At 66.6% G+C, this 16,638-nt stretch carries 15 protein-coding genes; 5 read left to right on the top strand and 10 right to left on the bottom strand.

The features are described from left to right. Positions 1-95 precede the first annotated feature (95 nt). The 5 genes from ACR9FL_RS15455 to rpmH are packed head-to-tail and all read right to left on the bottom strand — an operon-like array spanning position 96 to position 4,211. On the bottom strand, positions 96-1,085 hold the full coding sequence (locus ACR9FL_RS15455; RefSeq protein ID WP_436356253.1) for an LLM class flavin-dependent oxidoreductase: 990 nt from the start codon (positions 1,083-1,085) through the stop codon (positions 96-98). Between the two features lie 60 nt (positions 1,086-1,145). Further along, positions 1,146-1,814 (bottom strand): ribosome biogenesis GTP-binding protein YihA/YsxC, encoded by a 669-nt coding sequence (gene yihA, locus ACR9FL_RS15450; protein WP_436356252.1) that lies wholly within the window; start codon positions 1,812-1,814, stop codon positions 1,146-1,148. Positions 1,815-1,818: 4 nt separating this feature from the next. Beyond that, positions 1,819-3,609 (bottom strand): membrane protein insertase YidC, encoded by a 1,791-nt coding sequence (yidC, locus tag ACR9FL_RS15445; protein WP_436356251.1) that lies wholly within the window; start codon positions 3,607-3,609, stop codon positions 1,819-1,821. Positions 3,610-3,614: 5 nt separating this feature from the next. After that, positions 3,615-4,043 (bottom strand): ribonuclease P protein component, encoded by a 429-nt coding sequence (gene rnpA, locus ACR9FL_RS15440; RefSeq protein WP_105563764.1) that lies wholly within the window; start codon positions 4,041-4,043, stop codon positions 3,615-3,617. A gap of 33 nt (positions 4,044-4,076) precedes the next feature. Continuing rightward, positions 4,077-4,211: a 50S ribosomal protein L34 gene (gene rpmH, locus ACR9FL_RS15435; protein WP_003164000.1), complete on the bottom strand. Its 135-nt coding sequence runs from the start codon at positions 4,209-4,211 to the stop codon at positions 4,077-4,079. A gap of 167 nt (positions 4,212-4,378) precedes the next feature. Between rpmH and ACR9FL_RS15430 the strand changes: the two genes are divergently transcribed. The 3 genes from ACR9FL_RS15430 (at position 4,379) to ACR9FL_RS15420 (ending at position 7,187) form a co-directional block, all read left to right on the top strand. Continuing rightward, complete coding sequence (locus ACR9FL_RS15430) at positions 4,379-5,107, top strand: TVP38/TMEM64 family protein (protein ID WP_105563762.1); 729 nt, start codon at positions 4,379-4,381, stop codon at positions 5,105-5,107. Beyond that, positions 5,104-6,600: a sensor histidine kinase gene (locus ACR9FL_RS15425; RefSeq protein WP_436356250.1), complete on the top strand. Its 1,497-nt coding sequence runs from the start codon at positions 5,104-5,106 to the stop codon at positions 6,598-6,600. Before ACR9FL_RS15430 ends, ACR9FL_RS15425 begins: the two co-directional genes overlap by 4 nt. A gap of 95 nt (positions 6,601-6,695) precedes the next feature. After that, positions 6,696-7,187, top strand: coding sequence for a cell wall hydrolase (locus ACR9FL_RS15420; protein ID WP_436356249.1), 492 nt, complete (start codon positions 6,696-6,698; stop codon positions 7,185-7,187). 1 nt (position 7,188) lies between these two features. Here the strand turns inward: ACR9FL_RS15420 and ACR9FL_RS15415 are convergent, their stop codons facing one another. Together ACR9FL_RS15415 and ACR9FL_RS15410 are read right to left on the bottom strand one after the other, a co-directional pair. Then, complete coding sequence (locus ACR9FL_RS15415; protein ID WP_436356248.1) at positions 7,189-8,220, bottom strand: oxidoreductase; 1,032 nt, start codon at positions 8,218-8,220, stop codon at positions 7,189-7,191. Between the two features lie 5 nt (positions 8,221-8,225). Continuing rightward, positions 8,226-9,269, bottom strand: coding sequence for a ribonucleotide-diphosphate reductase subunit beta (locus ACR9FL_RS15410; RefSeq protein ID WP_436356247.1), 1,044 nt, complete (start codon positions 9,267-9,269; stop codon positions 8,226-8,228). Positions 9,270-9,424: 155 nt separating this feature from the next. Here ACR9FL_RS15410 and ACR9FL_RS15405 point away from each other — a divergent pair, with 155 nt between their 5' ends. After that, complete coding sequence (locus ACR9FL_RS15405) at positions 9,425-10,069, top strand: glutathione S-transferase family protein (RefSeq protein ID WP_436356246.1); 645 nt, start codon at positions 9,425-9,427, stop codon at positions 10,067-10,069. Here the strand turns inward: ACR9FL_RS15405 and ACR9FL_RS15400 are convergent. The 3 genes from ACR9FL_RS15400 to ACR9FL_RS15390 all read right to left on the bottom strand — a co-directional run bounded on the left by ACR9FL_RS15400 (position 10,066) and on the right by ACR9FL_RS15390 (position 14,415). Then, positions 10,066-12,159, bottom strand: a complete 2,094-nt coding sequence (locus ACR9FL_RS15400; protein WP_436356245.1) for a response regulator — start codon at positions 12,157-12,159, stop codon at positions 10,066-10,068. The genes ACR9FL_RS15405 and ACR9FL_RS15400 overlap by 4 nt on opposite strands. A 119-nt stretch (positions 12,160-12,278) precedes the next feature. After that, the gene (locus tag ACR9FL_RS15395) at positions 12,279-13,598 is read right to left on the bottom strand and encodes an acetyl-CoA hydrolase/transferase family protein (RefSeq protein WP_436356244.1); all 1,320 of its coding nucleotides are present in this window, start codon (positions 13,596-13,598) and stop codon (positions 12,279-12,281) included. Between the two features lie 67 nt (positions 13,599-13,665). Then, the gene (locus ACR9FL_RS15390; protein ID WP_105563750.1) at positions 13,666-14,415 is read right to left on the bottom strand and encodes a phosphatase PAP2 family protein; all 750 of its coding nucleotides are present in this window, start codon (positions 14,413-14,415) and stop codon (positions 13,666-13,668) included. Between the two features lie 280 nt (positions 14,416-14,695). Here ACR9FL_RS15390 and ACR9FL_RS15385 point away from each other — a divergent pair, with 280 nt between their 5' ends. Continuing rightward, positions 14,696-16,579, top strand: coding sequence for a ribonucleoside-diphosphate reductase subunit alpha (locus ACR9FL_RS15385; RefSeq protein ID WP_436356243.1), 1,884 nt, complete (start codon positions 14,696-14,698; stop codon positions 16,577-16,579). Positions 16,580-16,638 lie beyond the last annotated feature (59 nt).

Genomic DNA, 16,638 nt, shown 5'->3' with positions numbered 1-16,638 from the left:
AGGCAGAGGATGTCGCCCGGGCCTTTACCCTTGGCGGGCTCCTGGCGGCCGGGATCGATGAAGCCCATGTGCGGGCGACGGGCATGAAGAGTTTGTCAGCCTCCCCCGACCGCCTGCGCCAGAAGCTCCAGCGAGCGCACCCGCGCGACGGGGTCCCAGATCTGGCTGGTGACCATCAGTTCGTCAGCGCCGGTTTTGGCGATGAAGGCGTCCATGGTCGCGCGCACCGTCTCGGGCGAGCCGACGGCTGAACAGGCCAGGGCGGCGTCGATCATGCCGCGCGCGGCGCCGTCCAGGCTTTCGTAGTAGCCCTCGACAGGGGCCGGCAGCTTGCCGGGACGGCCGGTTCTCAGATTGACGAAAGCCTGCTGGACCGAAGTGAAGAGGAGGCGCGCGGCCTCGTCCGTCTCGGCGGCGAACACATTGTAGCCCAGCATGGCGTAGGGCTTGTCCAGGTGCGCCGACGGCCGGAAGGTCTGGCGATAGACGTCCAGCGCCCGCATCATGTCGCCGGGCGCGAAATGGCTGGCGAAGGCGTAGGGCAGGCCCAGATGGGCCGCCAGTTGCGCCCCATAGGTCGAGGACCCCAGAATCCAGATCGGCACGTCCTGGCCCTCGCCGGGGTTGGCGATGATGCGCTGATCCGGGGTCGCGGGGGCGAACCATTGCATCAGCTCCATCACGTCCTGCGGGAAGGCGTCGACGTCGCCCTGAAGTGTGCGGCGCAGGGCGCGGGCCGTGGCCTGATCCGAGCCCGGCGCACGACCCAGGCCCAGATCGATACGGCCGGGATGCAGGGCGGCCAGCGTGCCGAACTGCTCGGCGATCACCAGGGGCGCATGGTTGGGCAGCATGACGCCGCCGGCGCCGACGCGAATGGTCTTGGTCGCCGCCGCCACGGCGCCGATGACGACCGAGGTCGCGGCGCTGGCGATGCCCGGCATGTTGTGGTGCTCGGCCAGCCAGAAGCGTTTGTAGCCCAGTCGCTCGGCGTGGCGGGCCAGGTCGAGGGTGTTGGCCAGAGACTGCGAGACATCGGAGCCCTCGGGCACCGGGGCGAGGTCGAGAATGGAAAGCGGGATCATCCGTCCGATATGGGGCCGCGCGTCAGCGGCGCCATACCAAACGGTGCAGAGATCGTTCGATCAGATGCTCACGCCCGTGGAGCGCATGATCTCGGCGCGCAGTTCGGGCATCCCCGCGCCCTTTTCTGCCGAGGTCACCAGCACGGCCGGGAAGGCGGCGGGGCGTTTGGAGATGGCCTTCAGCGTCTCCGCCTGGACCTTCTCGACCTCGCCCTTCTTCAGCTTGTCGGCCTTGGTCAGGACGATCTGATAGCTGACGGCGGCCAGATCCAGGGCCTTCAGCGCATCGTCATCGACCTTTTTGAGGCCGTGGCGGGCGTCGATCAGCAGATAGACACGCTTCAGCGTCACCCGGCCGCGCAGATAGTCGCGCCCCAGGTCCTGGAACTTCTTCACCGTCGTCTTGGACGCCTTGGCCCAGCCGTAGCCGGGCAGGTCGACCAGACGCAGACGGCCGTCCAGGTCGAAGAAATTGACCTCGCGCGTCCGGCCCGGCTCGTTCGAGGCGCGCGCCAGCTTGTGCATCCCGACCAGGGCGTTGATCAGGCTGGATTTGCCGACGTTGGACCGGCCCGCGAAGGCGATCTCGGGCAGGTCAGGATCGGGCAGTTGCTCGATCTTGGCGCAGCCCAGGACGAAGGTCGCCGGGCGCGAAAACAGCACACGCGCCGCCTCGATCTCGGCGTCCGAGTATTCTCCGACCTTGGGCTCTGCCGACGGTTCGTCCAATGGGTCAGGCTTTCTTGAAACGGGCGAGGAAGGTGTCGATCGGGTTCTCGGCCTTGAAGCGGTGCATGATGACATACTGCTGCGCGATCGAGAGGATGTTGTTCCAGGCCCAGTAGATCAGCAGGCCGGCCGCGAACGGGGCCATGATGAAGGTGAAGATGAAGGGCAGGAAGGCGAAGATCTGGCGCTGCATCGGGTCCTGGGCCGGCGGGTTCATCGACTGCTGCAGCCACATGGTCAGGCCATAGACGATCGGCAGGACGCCGAGGTGCAGCGGGCCGTTCAGCAGGCTGCCGACCAGCGGCAGGGTAGCCGGGTCCCACGGAATGGCGCCGAACAGGTTCCAGATCGTCGACGGATCGCGCGCCGACAGGTCGCGAATCCAGCCGAAGAAGGGCGCGTGGCGCATTTCGATGGTGACGAACAGCACCTTGTACAGGGCGTAGAAGACCGGAATCTGCACGACGATGGGCAGGCAGCCCGCCAGCGGATTGATCTTCTCCCGCTGATACAGGGCCATCGTCTCCTGCTGCTGCTTCTGCGGGTCGTCCTTAAATTTCTTTTTGATTTCCTCCATCTTGGGCTGGAGGGTCCGCATCTTGGACAGGCTCTCGTAGGACTTGTTGGCCAGCGGGAACATGATCAGCTTGACCACGACGGTCAGGGCCAGGATGGCCAAGCCGAAGTTGCCCAGAACGCCATAGAAGAATTCCACGATCATGAAGATCGGGCGCGTCAGGAAGAAGAGGTGACCCCAGTCGATGGCGTAGACGAAGCGCGGCAGGTCCAGGCTCTTTTCATAGCCGGCCAGGATTTCGTTGCGCTTGGCGCCGGCGAACAAACGCTGGGTCTCTTCGATCTGGCGACCCGGCTGGATGGTGCGGGTCGCGCCCAGCATGGCGGCTTCGTGCACGTTCAAACCGTCAGGGTCGCGCACGGCGAAGCGCCCCTCGATGGCTTCCTTCTGGTCCGGGATGAGGGCGGCCATCCAGTATTTATCGGTGATGCCCAGCCAGCCGCCGGTCGACTGATTTTCAATGCGCGGCTTCTTGGCCCAGTCCTTGTACTTGACCTGTTCCGTGGTGAACTTGCCGTTCGCGCCGAAGGTGCCGATGGCGCCTTCGTGCAGGATCATCTGCTTGCCCAGATCGGTCGGCACGCCCTGGCGCTCGACGCGGCCATAGGGAGCGATAGTGATCGGCTGGCCGCTCAGGTTGGCGACGGTGTCGGTGACGGTGAAGACATACTGGGCGTCGATGGCGATGACGCGCGTGAAGCGCAGGCCGGCGCCATTGTCCCAGGTCAGCTCGACCGGGGTGGTCGGGGTCAGGCTTGCGCCCTTGGTCAGGCTCCAGACCGTGTTCGGGCCGGGAACGCCGCCGGGGACATTGGGGCCGCTCCAGCCGAACTGGGCGAAGTAGGCGTGCTCCATGCCCTGCGGACGGAACAGCTCGACCGGCGGAGAATTCTTGTCGAGCGTCTCTTTGTAGTCGGTCAGGTAGAGGTCATCGATGCGCGCGCCCTGCAGCGACAGCGAGCCCTTCAGGGTGGCGGTCTGGATCGGCACGCGCGCGGCCGTGCCCAGAGCCTGGGCGCGGTCGGTGACGAAGGCGTCGGGACGCGAGGCCGTGCTGGCCCCGGCGTCGCTGGTCGCCAGCTTCTGTTCAGCGGCGACAACCTGCTGCTGGCGGCGCATCTCGGCCTGTGGGCGCATCACCATGAAGTAGTACACGCCCATGATCAGGGCCGCGCACACGAAGAAGATGATGGTGTTGCGCGAATTCTCGTTCTGCATCGGGGTCAGCGGTCCTGGCCGGAGGGGCGCGAATCGTCAGAGGCGCGGGCGGGCGATTTCGCCGCATCTCCCATATCGGGAGCCGCACGCGGGGTTGCGAGCCTTGTAAGGGCCGATTTCACATCGTCAAGCAAACGGTCCCAGTCGCGGTCCGCCGTGCCCATGCGGGCGATGAACACATAGTCGCAGCCCGGACGCCCGTGCAGGGGCGCCAGCAGGCGTGCGGCCTCGCGCAGGCGGCGTTTGCAGCGGTTGCGCACCACCGCTCCGCCCACCTTGCGGGTGGCGGTGAATCCCAGGCGGATCGCGGTCTGTCCGTCCTGACGGTCCAGTTGCTGGACCACCACGGCGCCGCGGGCCTGAGAAACACCTTTGGCGGCCGCCAGAAACTGGGGCCGCCGTGTCAGGCGATCGATTTTCATCGGATCGGTCATGCGCCCGCCCTGAAGGGTAATGGGCGCGTGACGTTAGGCCGTCAGGCGCTTGCGGCCTTTTGCGCGGCGACGCGCAACAATCTTTTGACCGTTCTTGGTGGCCATCCGCGAACGGAAGCCGTGACGGCGCTTGCGCACGAGTCGCGACGGCTGATAGGTCCGCTTCACGTTCGGCTCCAGGGCTACAGGGTTGCACAACGGACAACAGTCATCCGCTGCAGGAGGCGGGCGTATAAGCGGCGACGACGGACGAGTCAACGCCGACAATCAATCTGAAACCCGCAAGGCCCCTGAAACCGCTAGAGAAGCGGAGCCGCGTCGGTTACGGAGCAGGGATGAACCGGGTCAAACGATTTCTGCCCCTCGCCGTCCTGCTGGCGGCAATCGCCCTGATCTTCGGCATGGGCTGGAACCGCTACCTTTCGCTGGACACCCTGCGCGAGCATGGTGCGGCGTTTCAGACCCTGGCGGACGAGCACTATATCCTGACGCTGCTGGCCCTGATGCTGGTCTTCGCCCTGCTGACCGCCAGCGTCGTGCCGGGCGTGGTCTTTATCACTGTGACAGCGGGCTATCTGTTCGGCCCCTGGGTCGGGGGCGTGGCCACGGCCTTTGCCGCCACTATCGGCGCCCTGGCCGTCTATTATGTGGGGCGCACGGCGCTGGGCGAATCCCTGCGCCGCCGCGCGGCCCAGGATACGGGCCTGCTGAAGAAGGTCTGCGAGGGCGTGGACAAAAACACCTTCTGGTATGTGCTGGTAGCGCGCCTTGTCGTGTCTGTGCCCTTCCACCTGATCAATGTGGCGGCGGGGGTCATGGCGGCCCCCCTGCGGCCCTATATGATCGCCACCTTCATCGGCCTGCTGCCGGCCCACATCATCTATTGCTGGATCGGCGCCGGGCTGAACGACATCCTGGTCGATGATCCCAATCCGAATCTGCAGAGCCTGTTCGCCGAATTCATGTGGCCGCTGCTCGGCGTGGCCTTCCTGTCGATGCTGCTGCCCCTGACGCTCAAATTAGTGCAGAAATGGCGTGCTCGGCACGGCATGGACGCCGCATGACGGAACGGAACGCCATCGACACCAGACCGCCCACACGCCCTCGCGACGCGACGGGCCTGACCGCGCACCTGACGGCTGTTCGTCTCCCGGATGTCTGGCGTGAGCGCTTGACGCCGCGCGCCCCCGACGGCCTGTCCAGCCGCCTTTTGCTGCTGACCGTGGCCTTCACCCTGGCCGTGGCCGCGCTGATCATCGTGCCCAGCGCCGCCTCCTTCCAGGAGCGCTGGCTGATGGACCGACTGCAAGGCGCCGAACTGGCCTCGGTCGGGGTCGAGGCCCTGCCCTACTCCGCCGTCGAGGATTCCACTGCGGAACAGTTGCTCAGTATCGGCGGCGTCCAGTCCGTCGTCGTCGGCGAACAAGGCGTGCGCCGCCTGCTGCTGCAAGCCCCCAACCTGCCGCGCGCGCCCGAACTGATCGACCTGCGCCAGCGCAATGTCGGCGCGCGCCTGCTGGACCCGTGGAAGACCCTGTTTGGCCACCCCGACCGCTCGCTGCGGGTCCAGGCCAAGCCGCGCTATCGCTCGGGCGACTTCATCGAGATCCTGGCTCCGGCCCAGCCGCTCAAGCTCGAACTGGAAAGCTTCCTGCTGAACAGCCTGACCATGTCGCTGCTGATCGCCGTGGTCGCGGGGGCGTTGCTCTACGCCTCCCTGTCCTTCCTGGTGCTGGCGCCGTTGCGCCGAGTGACCCGCGCCATCGAGCGCTTCGCCGCCGACCCGGAAAGCCCTGGCGAGACCCCGTCCGACCGTCACGACGAGATCGGCCGGGTCGAGCGCGAACTGGCGCGGATGCAGGAGGAGGTGCGCCAGTCCCTGCGCTCGCGCGCCCGTCTGGTGGCCCTGGGCGAGGCCGTGGCCAAGATCAACCACGACCTGCGCAACATGCTGACCTCGGCCCAGATGGCGTCCGAGCGCCTGTCCAGTTCCTCCGACCCCCTGGTGGCCAAGGCCTTGCCCCGGCTAGAGCGCGCCCTGGGCCGCGCCGCCGCCCTGGCCCGTAACGTGCTGGAATACGGCAAGTCCGAAGAGGCCGCGCCGCAATTGCAGAAGATGCTGCTGGCCCGCGTCGTCGCCATCGCCGCCGAGGACGCCGGACTGGAAGACGATGGCGTGCGCCTGATCCGCGACCTGCCCGCCCGCTTCACCGTCAACGCCGACAGCGACCAACTTCACCGGATCCTGGTCAACCTGATGCGCAACGCCCGTCAGGCCATCGAGAGCGATCCCGCGCGCGAAAAGAAAGGCCGGATCACTGTCCGCGCCGAGGCCCGCGACGGCGTCGTGGCGCTGCGCATCACCGACGATGGTCCGGGCATCCCCGAGCGCCTGGCCGGACGGCTGTTCGAGCCCTTCGTCAGCGGTCGCGCGTCCAAAGGCACCGGCCTGGGCCTGACCATCTCGCGCGAGCTGGCGGCCAATCACGGCGGCGAGTTGCGCCTGCTGGGCACCGGCCCGGAGGGCACCACTTTCGAGTTGCGCCTGCCGGCCTGAGCGCCGCAGCCATTTCCCCACCCGGACGTTGTTTCGGTCTAGGCTGGAAAGGCCAAGCTTCGATCCGGCCTCATTTGTTCGCCAAGGACAGACCCATGACCCATGCCCCGCACCGCACCGTCCTGCTCGCGGTCGCCCTTAGCACCGCCCTGAGCGCCTTCCTGACGGCGCCGAGCCTGGCCCAGACCCCGAAGCCCGCCAAGCCGGCCCAGGCGGCCCCTAGCGACCCGGTGGCCGACCTGCTGCGCAGCCAGGGCGAGCGCTATCACCGCGCCCCGGATTCGGCCCAGGACCCCGACGAACTACGCCGCACGCAGGCGCTGAACGACGAAATCACGGCTCAGAACGACCTGGCCGAGAACGAGGACCGCGCCAACGCCGCCATCCACGCCAAGGCGCAGGCCCAGTATCAGGTGGAACTGGAGGCGGCCGAGATCGAACGCCAGCGCCACGAGGCGGACGTGAAGACTGCAGCCCAGGCCCAGGCCGACTACGAACGGCAAATGGCTGACTGGCGCGCCACCGTCGCCGCCTGCGAGCGCGGCGACCGCGCACGTTGCGACGCCGGTCGCCAGAACCCGAACTGAACTAGAGAGCGACCTCGGCCCGGCGCTCGGCGCTAAGCAGGCCCGCCTCCAACACCTCCATCACCGCCACGGCTTCACCGGGCGGGACAGGATTGGGCGCACCGCCCTGGATGGCGCGGGCGACGTCGGCGTAATAGGCGGGATAGTCGCCCGGCGGTCCCGCCACAGCATCTTGCGCCCCGGTCGCACCGTCGATGACGACGCCGGGGCGAGAATCGACGCCCCAGCCCGAAGCGCCCGGCGTCAGGCACAACTTCAGTTGATCTTCCTGAACATCCAGCCCGATCTTCAGCCAACTGGCCCGCGCTCCGTGGACGGCAAAGCGCGCGTCTGGCGCTGGCGTCGTCATGTCGGCGTGCAGGATGACCCGCTTGTCGGCATAACGCATTACGGCGTGGACGTAGTCCGTCGCGCGACCGCCAGGCCGCAGGATCGCCAGATCGCAGGTCACGCCCAGCGGGCGCCCGAACAGGACCAGAGCCTGATCAATCAGATGCGGCCCCAGATCGTACCAGATGCCGGCGCCCGGCCCGTCGCCCTCGCGCCAACGGTCGCGCACCTCGGGCCGCCAGCGGTTGAAGCTGCTCTCGAAGCGCACCACCGGCCCCAGCCGATCCTCGGCGATCAGGGTCTGCAAGGTCAGGAAGTCAGCGTCCCAGCGACGATTGTGGAAGACGGACAACAGCAGGCCGCGCATCTCGGCCAGGGCCGCCAGATGGCGCGCCTCGGCGACGGTCAGGGTGAAGGGCTTGTCGACCACCACCGCCTTTCCGGCCTGCAACGCCGCCTCGGCCTGCCCGGCGTGCAGGTCGTTGGGCGTAGCCAGGACGATCAGGTCGATAGCGGGATCAGCCAGCACGTCATCGAACGAGGCCAGGACGCGCGCGTCTGGCCAGGCGTTAACCACCGCCTCGACCTGACGGCTGACCACCGCCTCCAGACTCATGGCCGGGCAAGCAGCGATCAGCGGGGCATGAAAGGTCCGCCCGGCGTAGCCGAACCCGACCAGCGCCGCGCGCACCGGAGGAGGCACGCCGATCAGCCCTCGGCGGTCTCGCGACGCTTCATCATGGCGTCGAAGCTGTCCCAGACACCGTCGGCGCCGTGCCACGAGCCCTGCGTCGCCGCCTTGGAATATTCGGTGGCGCGGGCCTCGAAGAAGTTGGCGTGCTCGACGCCCGACAGCAGCGACTGCAGCCAGGGCAGCGGGTTTTCCGTCACGCCGTAGACTTCCGGCAGCTGCAGCTGGCGCAGGCGCCAGTCGGCGATGAAGCGGATGTACTGCTTGATGTCGTCCGGCGTCATGCCGTGGACCGGGCCCATTTCGAAGGCCAGGTCGATGAACTTGTCTTCCATCTCGACCACCGTCTTGCAGCAGTCGACGATGTCGTCGGCCACGGCCTTGGTGACCGCGCCCGTCTCCTTGTTGAAGGCGTGGTACAGCTTGATGATGCCTTCGCAGTGCAGGCTCTCGTCGCGCACCGACCACGACACGATCTGGCCCATGCCCTTCATCTTGGACTGGCGCGGGAAGTTCATCAGCATGGCGAAGCTGGCGAACAGTTGCAGGCCTTCGGAGAAGCCGCCGAACATGGCCAGGGTGCGGCAGATATCGGCGTCGGTCTCGACCCCGAACTGGCCCATGAAGTCATGCTTGTCCCGCATGGCCTCATATTCCATGAAGGCGCCGAACTCGCTCTCGGGCATGCCGATGGTTTCGAGCAGCAGGGCGTAGGCCGCGATATGGATCGTCTCCATATTGGCGAAGGACGCCAGCATCATCTTCACTTCGGTCGGTTTAAACACCCGACCGTAGCGCTCCATGTAGTTATCCTGGACCTCGATGTCGGCCTGGGTGAAGAAGCGGAAGATCTGCGTCAGCAGGTTCCGCTCGCTGTCGGTCAGGTTGGCGGCCCAGTCCTTGACGTCCTCGCCCAGCGGCACCTCTTCGGGCATCCAGTGGACCTGCTGCTGCTTCTTCCACATGTCGAAAGCCCACGGATAGCGGAAGGGCTTGTAGGCGGCGGAGGGGGTCAGCAGTCCGGCCGTTCCGGGGCGGATGATCGAGGCGTGGGCGTTCATCAAAATGACCTGAAGCGAATCCGGGAGAAGCGAGTTTCACCATGCGTCCGGTCGCGCGCGGCGCCAAGTCGGAATACGCCTATCTTGCGATCACATTTTCACTCGACCGCTAGATATGGTGGTCAGAGACGAATCAGATGGGGAGAAGCCTGGGGATGAGTTTCACCATTTACGGCGCCGCTGGCTCGGGATCGGTCCCGGTTGAGGCCGCCATGACCCTGATCGGACTGGACTATCGCGTCATTGAAGCCGTGACCTGGGAGGGCGAGGCCGAGCGCGACAAGGTCGCCATCGTCAACCCAATGCGCCAGATCCCGGCCTTGGTTCTTCCCAGCGGCGAGACGATCACCGAAAGCGCCGCCATCCTGATCTGGCTGGCTGACGCCTATCCGCAGGCGCGGCTGGGACCGATGCTCGACGATCCGCGCCGGGCGCAGTTCCTGCGCTGGATGAGCTTCATCCCCGCCTCCATCTATTCGATGTTCTGGGTGCGGGACGAGCCGTCGCGGCTGGCCGGCGATGACGCGGCGGCGCAGGCGGAACTGAAGCAGCGCACGCTTGAGCGCATCGCCGACTGCTGGCGCGTGATGGACAGCCAGATCACGCCGGGCCGCTTCCTGTTGGGCGAAGAGCTGAGCGTGCTGGACCTCTATGTCGCCGTCGCCAGTCGCTGGACGCCGCGCCGGGCGCGCTTCACCGCCGAGGCCCCGCGCATGGCCGAGGTCGTGCGCCGGGTCGACGACCTGCCCGCGCTGCGAGATTTCTGGACCGAACGCTTCCCGTTCGAGGACGAGCCCTAGGCCGCCGCCCGCTCCATGCGGGTCGCCGCCGCCTGCATGGCCTGATCAATGGCGGCGTAGAGCCGGACATGGGTGATCGGCTTGGCCAGGTGGCCGTCCATACCGGCATTGCGGCAACGGGCGGCGTCCTCAGGCATGGCGTCGGCGGTCACGGCCAGGATCGGCGCCGCCGCGACAGGCGTGTCCAGGGCGCGGATACGCTCGGTCGCCGCCAGCCCGTCCAGCCGCGGCATCCGCAGGTCCATCAGGATCAGGTCGAAGTCGCCCGACTGCGCCTGTTCGACCGCCTCGACTCCGTCCACAGCTTCCACCGTCTCGCAGTGGGCGGCGGCCAGCATCAGCCGCATCATCTCGCGATTGACCGGGTGGTCATCGACAATCAAGACGCGCAGCGCCCGGTCAGCCTCGGCGGCAGGGGCGGCCTCCTGCGTCACCGTCACCGGCGCCAGGGGAAGGCTGAGGGTAAAGGTCGAGCCGCGTCCCGGCGCGCTGTCGACCACGATCCGTCCGCCCATGCGGCGCATCTGGGCCAGGGCCAGGGGCAGACCGACACCCGCGCCGATATGTTCGCGGCGCAGCGAGTCGTCGCTCTGGGCGAAGGCTTCGAACAGGCGCGGCATGAAGGCGGGATCAATGCCGCAACCGGTGTCGGCGACCTCGATCGTCAAGGCGTTTCCGTCATGCCGCGCCGTCACGCGAACCTCACCCTGATCGGTGAACTTGACGGCGTTGGCGATCAAATGGTGCAGGGCCTGACGCAGACGCCGGCGGTCGCCGCTGAAACCGCCTCGGGCGCTGGCCTCGATGCTCAGGGCCAGAGGCAGGCCCTTGGCTTCCGCGTTCAGCCGCGACGGCGCCGCCGCCTCGTCCAGCAAGGTCGCTACGCTCAGGGGCTCGCGGGCGACGTCTTCGCCGCCGCGCGAGAACTCCAGCACGTCTTCGACCAGCATCAGCATGGCCTCGCCCGAACGACTGATGGCCTCGATCTGCGGCCGAACGTCGGCGGGCAGATCGTCCCGGCGAGACAACAGGTCAGCATAGCCGGCGATGCCGTTGAGCGGCGTGCGCATCTCATGGCTCATCAAGGCCAGGAAACGGGATTTGGCGGCGTCGGAGCGTTCGGCCCGCGCCTGGGCCTCGACCGCTGTTCGGGTCCGCACCTGCAGACGCGCGATCAGACGGTGGCGCTCGCTCATGACGGCGCTCAGCGGCAGGGCGATCACCACCAGGGCCAGAAGGAAGGTATGGTAGAAGCCCATCAGGCGCATGCGCGGCGGAACGGCCGCCAGTTCGGGCACATCGGCGACGGGCGTCAGAAGAATGGGCCCATGCCCCGTCAAGGTGCTCACGCCGCTGATCACCATGACCATGATCAAGCCCAGCGCCGTCCACGGCGGCGACAGACGAAGGGCGATCAGCATCAGCGGCGGCACCACGGCAAGCGCCAGGGCGGCGGGTTGGCGGAAGACCCAAATCGAGATCGCCCCCAGAAGCAGGAAGAGGCCAATCGTCTCGAACGGCCCGGCCGAGCGTTCCTCGCGGAAGCGATGCGCCCGCGCCAGCAACAGCAGGCTGGGCGTGACGATCAGCAGGCCCAGCAATTCCATGGTGAACATGTGCTGCCAGACGAAGGCGGCCATGGGCGGGCTGTAGCCGCGCAGTTCGATCCCCATGAGGACCGCAATGGTGGTGGTCAGGAAGACCGTCGGCGCCGCCGCGAACACGACGAAGGCGAACAGACGGCGCGGTCGCCGCATGTCCAGGGCCGCGCCGCCGAAACGACGCGCCAGAAGGCCAGCGACCAGGACCTGGCCCAGGTTCAACACCACATTGGTCCAGAGGAAGGGCAGGCTGTCGCCGCGCAGAACATTGCTGCCCAGGTTCAGCGCCACACAGGTCAGCAGGACGGCGATGGCCTTGCGTCGCCGAAGCTGCAGCAGGGCCGCCAGCATGACGCCGTTGGCGGGCCAGACGATCACGGCCTGGAAGGTTTCGGCGCTCCATTGACCAAGCAGAAGACAGGCGACGAACAGAAGGACGTAGGCGACAGGCGGCGGCCCCGCCTCTCGCCCTGCATCATGGCGAAACAACCGCCAGCGTCCTGCCATGCTCGAACCTCGCCCCATCCCCGAGCAGATCGTGGGGTCCAAGTGTAAAAAAATCCTGTTCTTCGGAATGCGCGGAATCGCTTAGGACCAAGGTCGAAGACCTAGATCAGGCCCAGCGTCCGAGCCTCCACCTCAAGTCCCTCGCGGAACTGCGGCGCGGCCAGGCCGATCAGAGCGCGAGCGCGCTGGTCGGCCGTCAGACCGCGTAGATTGACCCAGCCATGCTCGGTGACAACGATCTGGGTGTCGTTGCGCGGCGTGGTCACGGGGCCGTCCAGACGGGCGACGATGCGCGAGGCCATCCCCCTGGCTGCGGTCGAATGACAGGCGATGATCGACTTTCCGCCCTCGGAGGCCGAAGCGCCGCGCACGAAGTCCAGTTGGCCGCCCGAGGCCGTATATTGGCGCCCATTCAGATACTCCGAGCAGCAGGCGCCGAAGAGGTCGATCTGCAAGGTGGCGTTGACCGAAACCATCTTGTCGTTGCGCGCGATCACCGCCGGGTCGTTCACATAATCGACCGGATGGGCCTCCAATGCCGGGTTCTCGTGCAGGAAGTCATAGGTGCCATGGTCACCCATGGCGAAGGTGAAGACGGTCTTGCCGGGGTGCAGGGTCTTTCGGGCGTTGGTCACGACCCCCGCCTGCATCAGCGCGACCAGACCCGGCGTCAGCAGCTCGGTGTGGATGCCCAGGTCGACATGATCGTGCAGGGCAGCGCAGACCGCATCCGGCAAGGCGCCTATGCCCATCTGCAAGGTCGAGCCGTCCTCGATCAGGCCGGCGATGAGGCCGCCGATGACCAGATCCTGCGGCTGCTGCGGGGCCTTGCCCGCCTCCAGCAGGGGCGCGGCGTGCTCGACCAAGGCCGTGACCTGGGACACGTGCACGGTGCAGTCGCCGAACACCCGCGGCATATGCGGATTGACCTCCAGGATCACCCGCCGGGCCGTCTTGGACGCCGCCAGGGCATAGTCGGTATTGGTCCCGAAGCTGAAGAAGCCGTCGGCGTCCATCGGCGAGACCGTGGCCAGCAGGGTGTCGACGCCGATTTCCTGCGTCAGGACCTTGGGCGTCTGCTGAAAACCGGTCGGCACGAACCAGACGGCCTGGCGCCCTTCCTCTATGCCGCGCGCCTCCAGCTTTCGCTCGATGGCGCCGTGGAACAGGCTGTGGGGGCGCAGGCGATCGGTCAGGTCGAAACGCAGCACCGTGTCGCCGGCGATGGCCGTGGACAGCAGGTAGTAGATGTTGATGTCGCCGACCTCGTTCGCCTCAGCCCGGTCAGCCAGGGCCTTGAGCAGGGCGGGCGGCTGGCCGACCCCCAGAGCCATGGCCACCTTGGCGCCCGACGGGATCAGGGCGGCGGCGGCGGCCGGCGACATTAGTCCTTCTGCATACTGGGCAGCGAAATCGGTCATGGCGCTTCCTCGAACGGCCGTTGGGCTCTGTTCGCTCCGTTATCCGGCGCCCGCCGTCTTCCGACCGCTAGACATTGGTCGAAGGTGCGTCCTGCAAGGGTGCGCCATGCAGTCGTTGGCGACGCCCCACGGCATAGGCGATCAACCACAACAGCATGGCCCAGGCCGCGCCGACGCTCCATCCAGCAAAAACATCTGAGGCCCAATGAGCCCCCAGATAGATGCGGGTCAGACCGATCAGCAGGGCGATCAGGATGGCGCAACCCAGGACATAGGCCTTCAACCGCTTGGTCGGCACGGCGCGCGTCAGCATGACCCCCAGGGTCAGATAGAAGACGGTCGACAGCAGGGCATGGCCTGAGGGGAAGCTCGCGTTCAGGGTCTCGACCGCCTGAAACTCCAGCGGCGGGCGGTCGCGCTCGAACAGGGCCTTCAAGCCTTCGCTCAGCGCCACCCCGCCGGCCAGACCAATGACCAGCAGCAGGGCCGACAGCCGCTTGCCCTGGATCAGCAGGAAGCCCAGGGCGATCAAGGCGAACAGGGTCAGGACCGAAATCCCGCCCAGCGAAGTCAGGTCGGCCGCCGCCTCATGCAGCCACCACGGCCCCCAGGGCCGGCCCGGATCATCGGCGAAGGGCCGCACGGCGTGCAGCACCGCCTGGTCAAAGGCCTGACCATCGGCCTCGCGCATGTCGTCGGCCACTTCGATAAAGGTCAGGGTGCCCAGGGCCACGACCAGCAGGGCGGCGACGGCGGCGATTTCGGTGCGGGCCACGCGCAGGGCGCGGGTCAGGAAGGCGGTCGGATGCGGAGCCATGGGCCGCTAACGGTCAAGCTGAAGCTGCGTTCCCTCGCCCCCGTCATCACGCGTTTGTGATCGCGCATATCCGTCGGCTTGGCGGTTGTCTTTTCCGACTTTTCCACAGCCCCCGGCCGGTGAATCTGTGGACCCCACATCGCCCCGGCAAGATCAAGTCTTTACCTGGCATTAGCGATATGCGCCCATACATCTAGCCGAGCACGGGAACAGAGACACCATATCTAGTGTTTCAAACCGGCACGGTCTTCTTACGATTTTGATCGGGGCAAGGATCAACATGGCTGGCGGCGAAGCTCTGCAGACGACGGAATTCACGACGGTTTCTTCGCCGCCGCCCGAAGGCAAACCGCATCTGAAAGTGGTCTCCGGCCTGACCCTGGATCGCTCGCGCGACGCCGTGCTGACCGACTTCGGCAAGAAGACCCTGGAAGACCGCTACCTGCTGCCGGGCGAGAGCTATCAGGACATGTTCGCCCGCGTCTCGACGGCCTATGCCGACGACGCTGAGCACGCCCAGCGCATCTACGACTACATGTCCAAACTGTGGTTCATGCCCGCCACGCCGGTCCTGTCGAACGGCGGCGCCGATCGCGGCCTGCCGATCAGTTGCTTCCTGAACGCCGTGGGCGATAGCCTGGACGGCATCCAGAACGTCTGGAACGAGAACGTCGCCCTGGCCTCGAACGGCGGCGGCATCGGCACCTACTGGGGCGGCGTTCGCTCCATCGGCGAGAAGGTCAAGGGCGCGGGCCAGACCAGCGGCATCATCCCCTTCATCCGCGTGATGGATTCGATGACCCTGGCGATCTCGCAAGGGTCGCTGCGTCGCGGCTCGGCCGCCGTCTATCTGGACATCCACCACCCCGAGATCGAGGAGTTCCTCGAGATCCGCAAACCCTCGGGCGACTTCAACCGCAAGTCCCTGAACCTGCACCATGGCCTCAACATCACCGACGAGTTCATGGAGGCGGTGAAGACTGGCTCCACCTTCGACCTGAAGTCGCCCAAGGACGGCGCGGTCATGAAGACCGTCGACGCCCGCGCCCTGTGGACCAAGATCCTCGACATCCGCATGCAGACGGGCGAGCCCTATCTGATCTTCTCGGACACGGTGAACCGCCAGATGGCGCCGCACCAGCGCGACCTGGGCCTGAAGGTCAAGCAATCGAACCTGTGCGCCGAGATCATGCTGCACACCGGCCGCGACCACCTGGGCGTGGACCGCACCGCCGTCTGCTGCCTGTCGTCGGTCAACGCCGAGACCTTCCTGGAATGGCGCGAAGAGCCGAAGTTCATCGAAGACATCATGCGCTTCCTGGACAATGTCCTGGAGGACTTCATCCAGCGCGCCCCGTCCTCCATGGCCGCCGCCGTCTATTCAGCCAAGCGCGAGCGCTCGGTCGGCCTGGGCCTGATGGGCTTCCACTCCTTCCTGCAGGGTCAGGGCGTGGCCTTTGAATCGGCCATGGCCAAGTCGTGGAACATGCGCCTGTTCAAGCACCTGCGCCGCGAGGCCGACAAGGCCAGCCGCACGTTGGCCGAGGAAAAAGGCGCCTGCCTGGACGCCGCCGACCAGGGCGTGATGGAGCGTTTCTCGCACAAGCTGGCCATCGCCCCGACCGCATCGATCTCGATCATCTGCGGCGGCACCTCGGCGGGCATCGAGCCGATCCCGGCCAACATCTATACGCACAAGACCCTTTCGGGCTCGTTCGCGGTCAAGAACCCCTACCTGCAGAAGCTGCTGGGCGAGAAAGGCATCGACACCGAGGCCGTGTGGAACTCGATCCTCGAACACGAAGGCTCGGTCCAGCACCTGGATACGCTGTCCGACGACGAGAAGGGGATCTTCAAGACCGCCTTCGAACTGGACCAGCGCTGGGTGGTCGAACTGGCCGCCGACCGCGCGCCGGAAATCTGCCAGGCCCAGTCGCTGAACCTCTTCATCCCCGGCGACGTCAACAAGTGGGACCTGCACATGCTGCACTGGTCCGCCTGGGAACGCGGCGTGAAGTCGCTCTATTATCTGCGCTCCAAGTCGGTGCAACGCGCCGCCTTCGCCGGCGCAGAGGACAAGGCCGAGGCCGAGATCGATCCGAACCAGCCGGACCTCTTCTCCGCTGCCCCCACCGACTACGATGAGTGCCTGGCCTGCCAGTAGGACCGCTCCCACCATCACAATCTGATGATCTCGCCGCCCGGAGGAACCGTCCTCCGGGC

The organism is Brevundimonas sp. CEF1 (assembly GCF_051353055.1).
Lineage (GTDB): Bacteria > Pseudomonadota > Alphaproteobacteria > Caulobacterales > Caulobacteraceae > Brevundimonas.
This window is presented reverse-complemented; position numbering and strand designations above follow the sequence as displayed.

What these genes read in the sequence shown, in the direction of transcription:
- yidC (WP_436356251.1), bottom strand. Translation starts at nt 3,609, where the DNA reads ATGCAGAACGAGAATTCGCGCAACACCATCATCTTCTTCGTGTGCGCG.
- ACR9FL_RS15420 (WP_436356249.1), top strand. Translation starts at nt 6,696, where the DNA reads ATGACCCATGCCCCGCACCGCACCGTCCTGCTCGCGGTCGCCCTTAGC.
- ACR9FL_RS15395 (WP_436356244.1), bottom strand. Translation starts at nt 13,598, where the DNA reads ATGACCGATTTCGCTGCCCAGTATGCAGAAGGACTAATGTCGCCGGCC.
- rnpA (WP_105563764.1), bottom strand. Translation starts at nt 4,043, where the DNA reads ATGACCGATCCGATGAAAATCGATCGCCTGACACGGCGGCCCCAGTTT.
- ACR9FL_RS15385 (WP_436356243.1), top strand. Translation starts at nt 14,696, where the DNA reads ATGGCTGGCGGCGAAGCTCTGCAGACGACGGAATTCACGACGGTTTCT.
- ACR9FL_RS15410 (WP_436356247.1), bottom strand. Translation starts at nt 9,269, where the DNA reads ATGAACGCCCACGCCTCGATCATCCGCCCCGGAACGGCCGGACTGCTG.
- ACR9FL_RS15405 (WP_436356246.1), top strand. Translation starts at nt 9,425, where the DNA reads ATGAGTTTCACCATTTACGGCGCCGCTGGCTCGGGATCGGTCCCGGTT.
- ACR9FL_RS15455 (WP_436356253.1), bottom strand. Translation starts at nt 1,085, where the DNA reads ATGATCCCGCTTTCCATTCTCGACCTCGCCCCGGTGCCCGAGGGCTCC.
- ACR9FL_RS15425 (WP_436356250.1), top strand. Translation starts at nt 5,104, where the DNA reads ATGACGGAACGGAACGCCATCGACACCAGACCGCCCACACGCCCTCGC.
- ACR9FL_RS15430 (WP_105563762.1), top strand. Translation starts at nt 4,379, where the DNA reads ATGAACCGGGTCAAACGATTTCTGCCCCTCGCCGTCCTGCTGGCGGCA.
- ACR9FL_RS15390 (WP_105563750.1), bottom strand. Translation starts at nt 14,415, where the DNA reads ATGGCTCCGCATCCGACCGCCTTCCTGACCCGCGCCCTGCGCGTGGCC.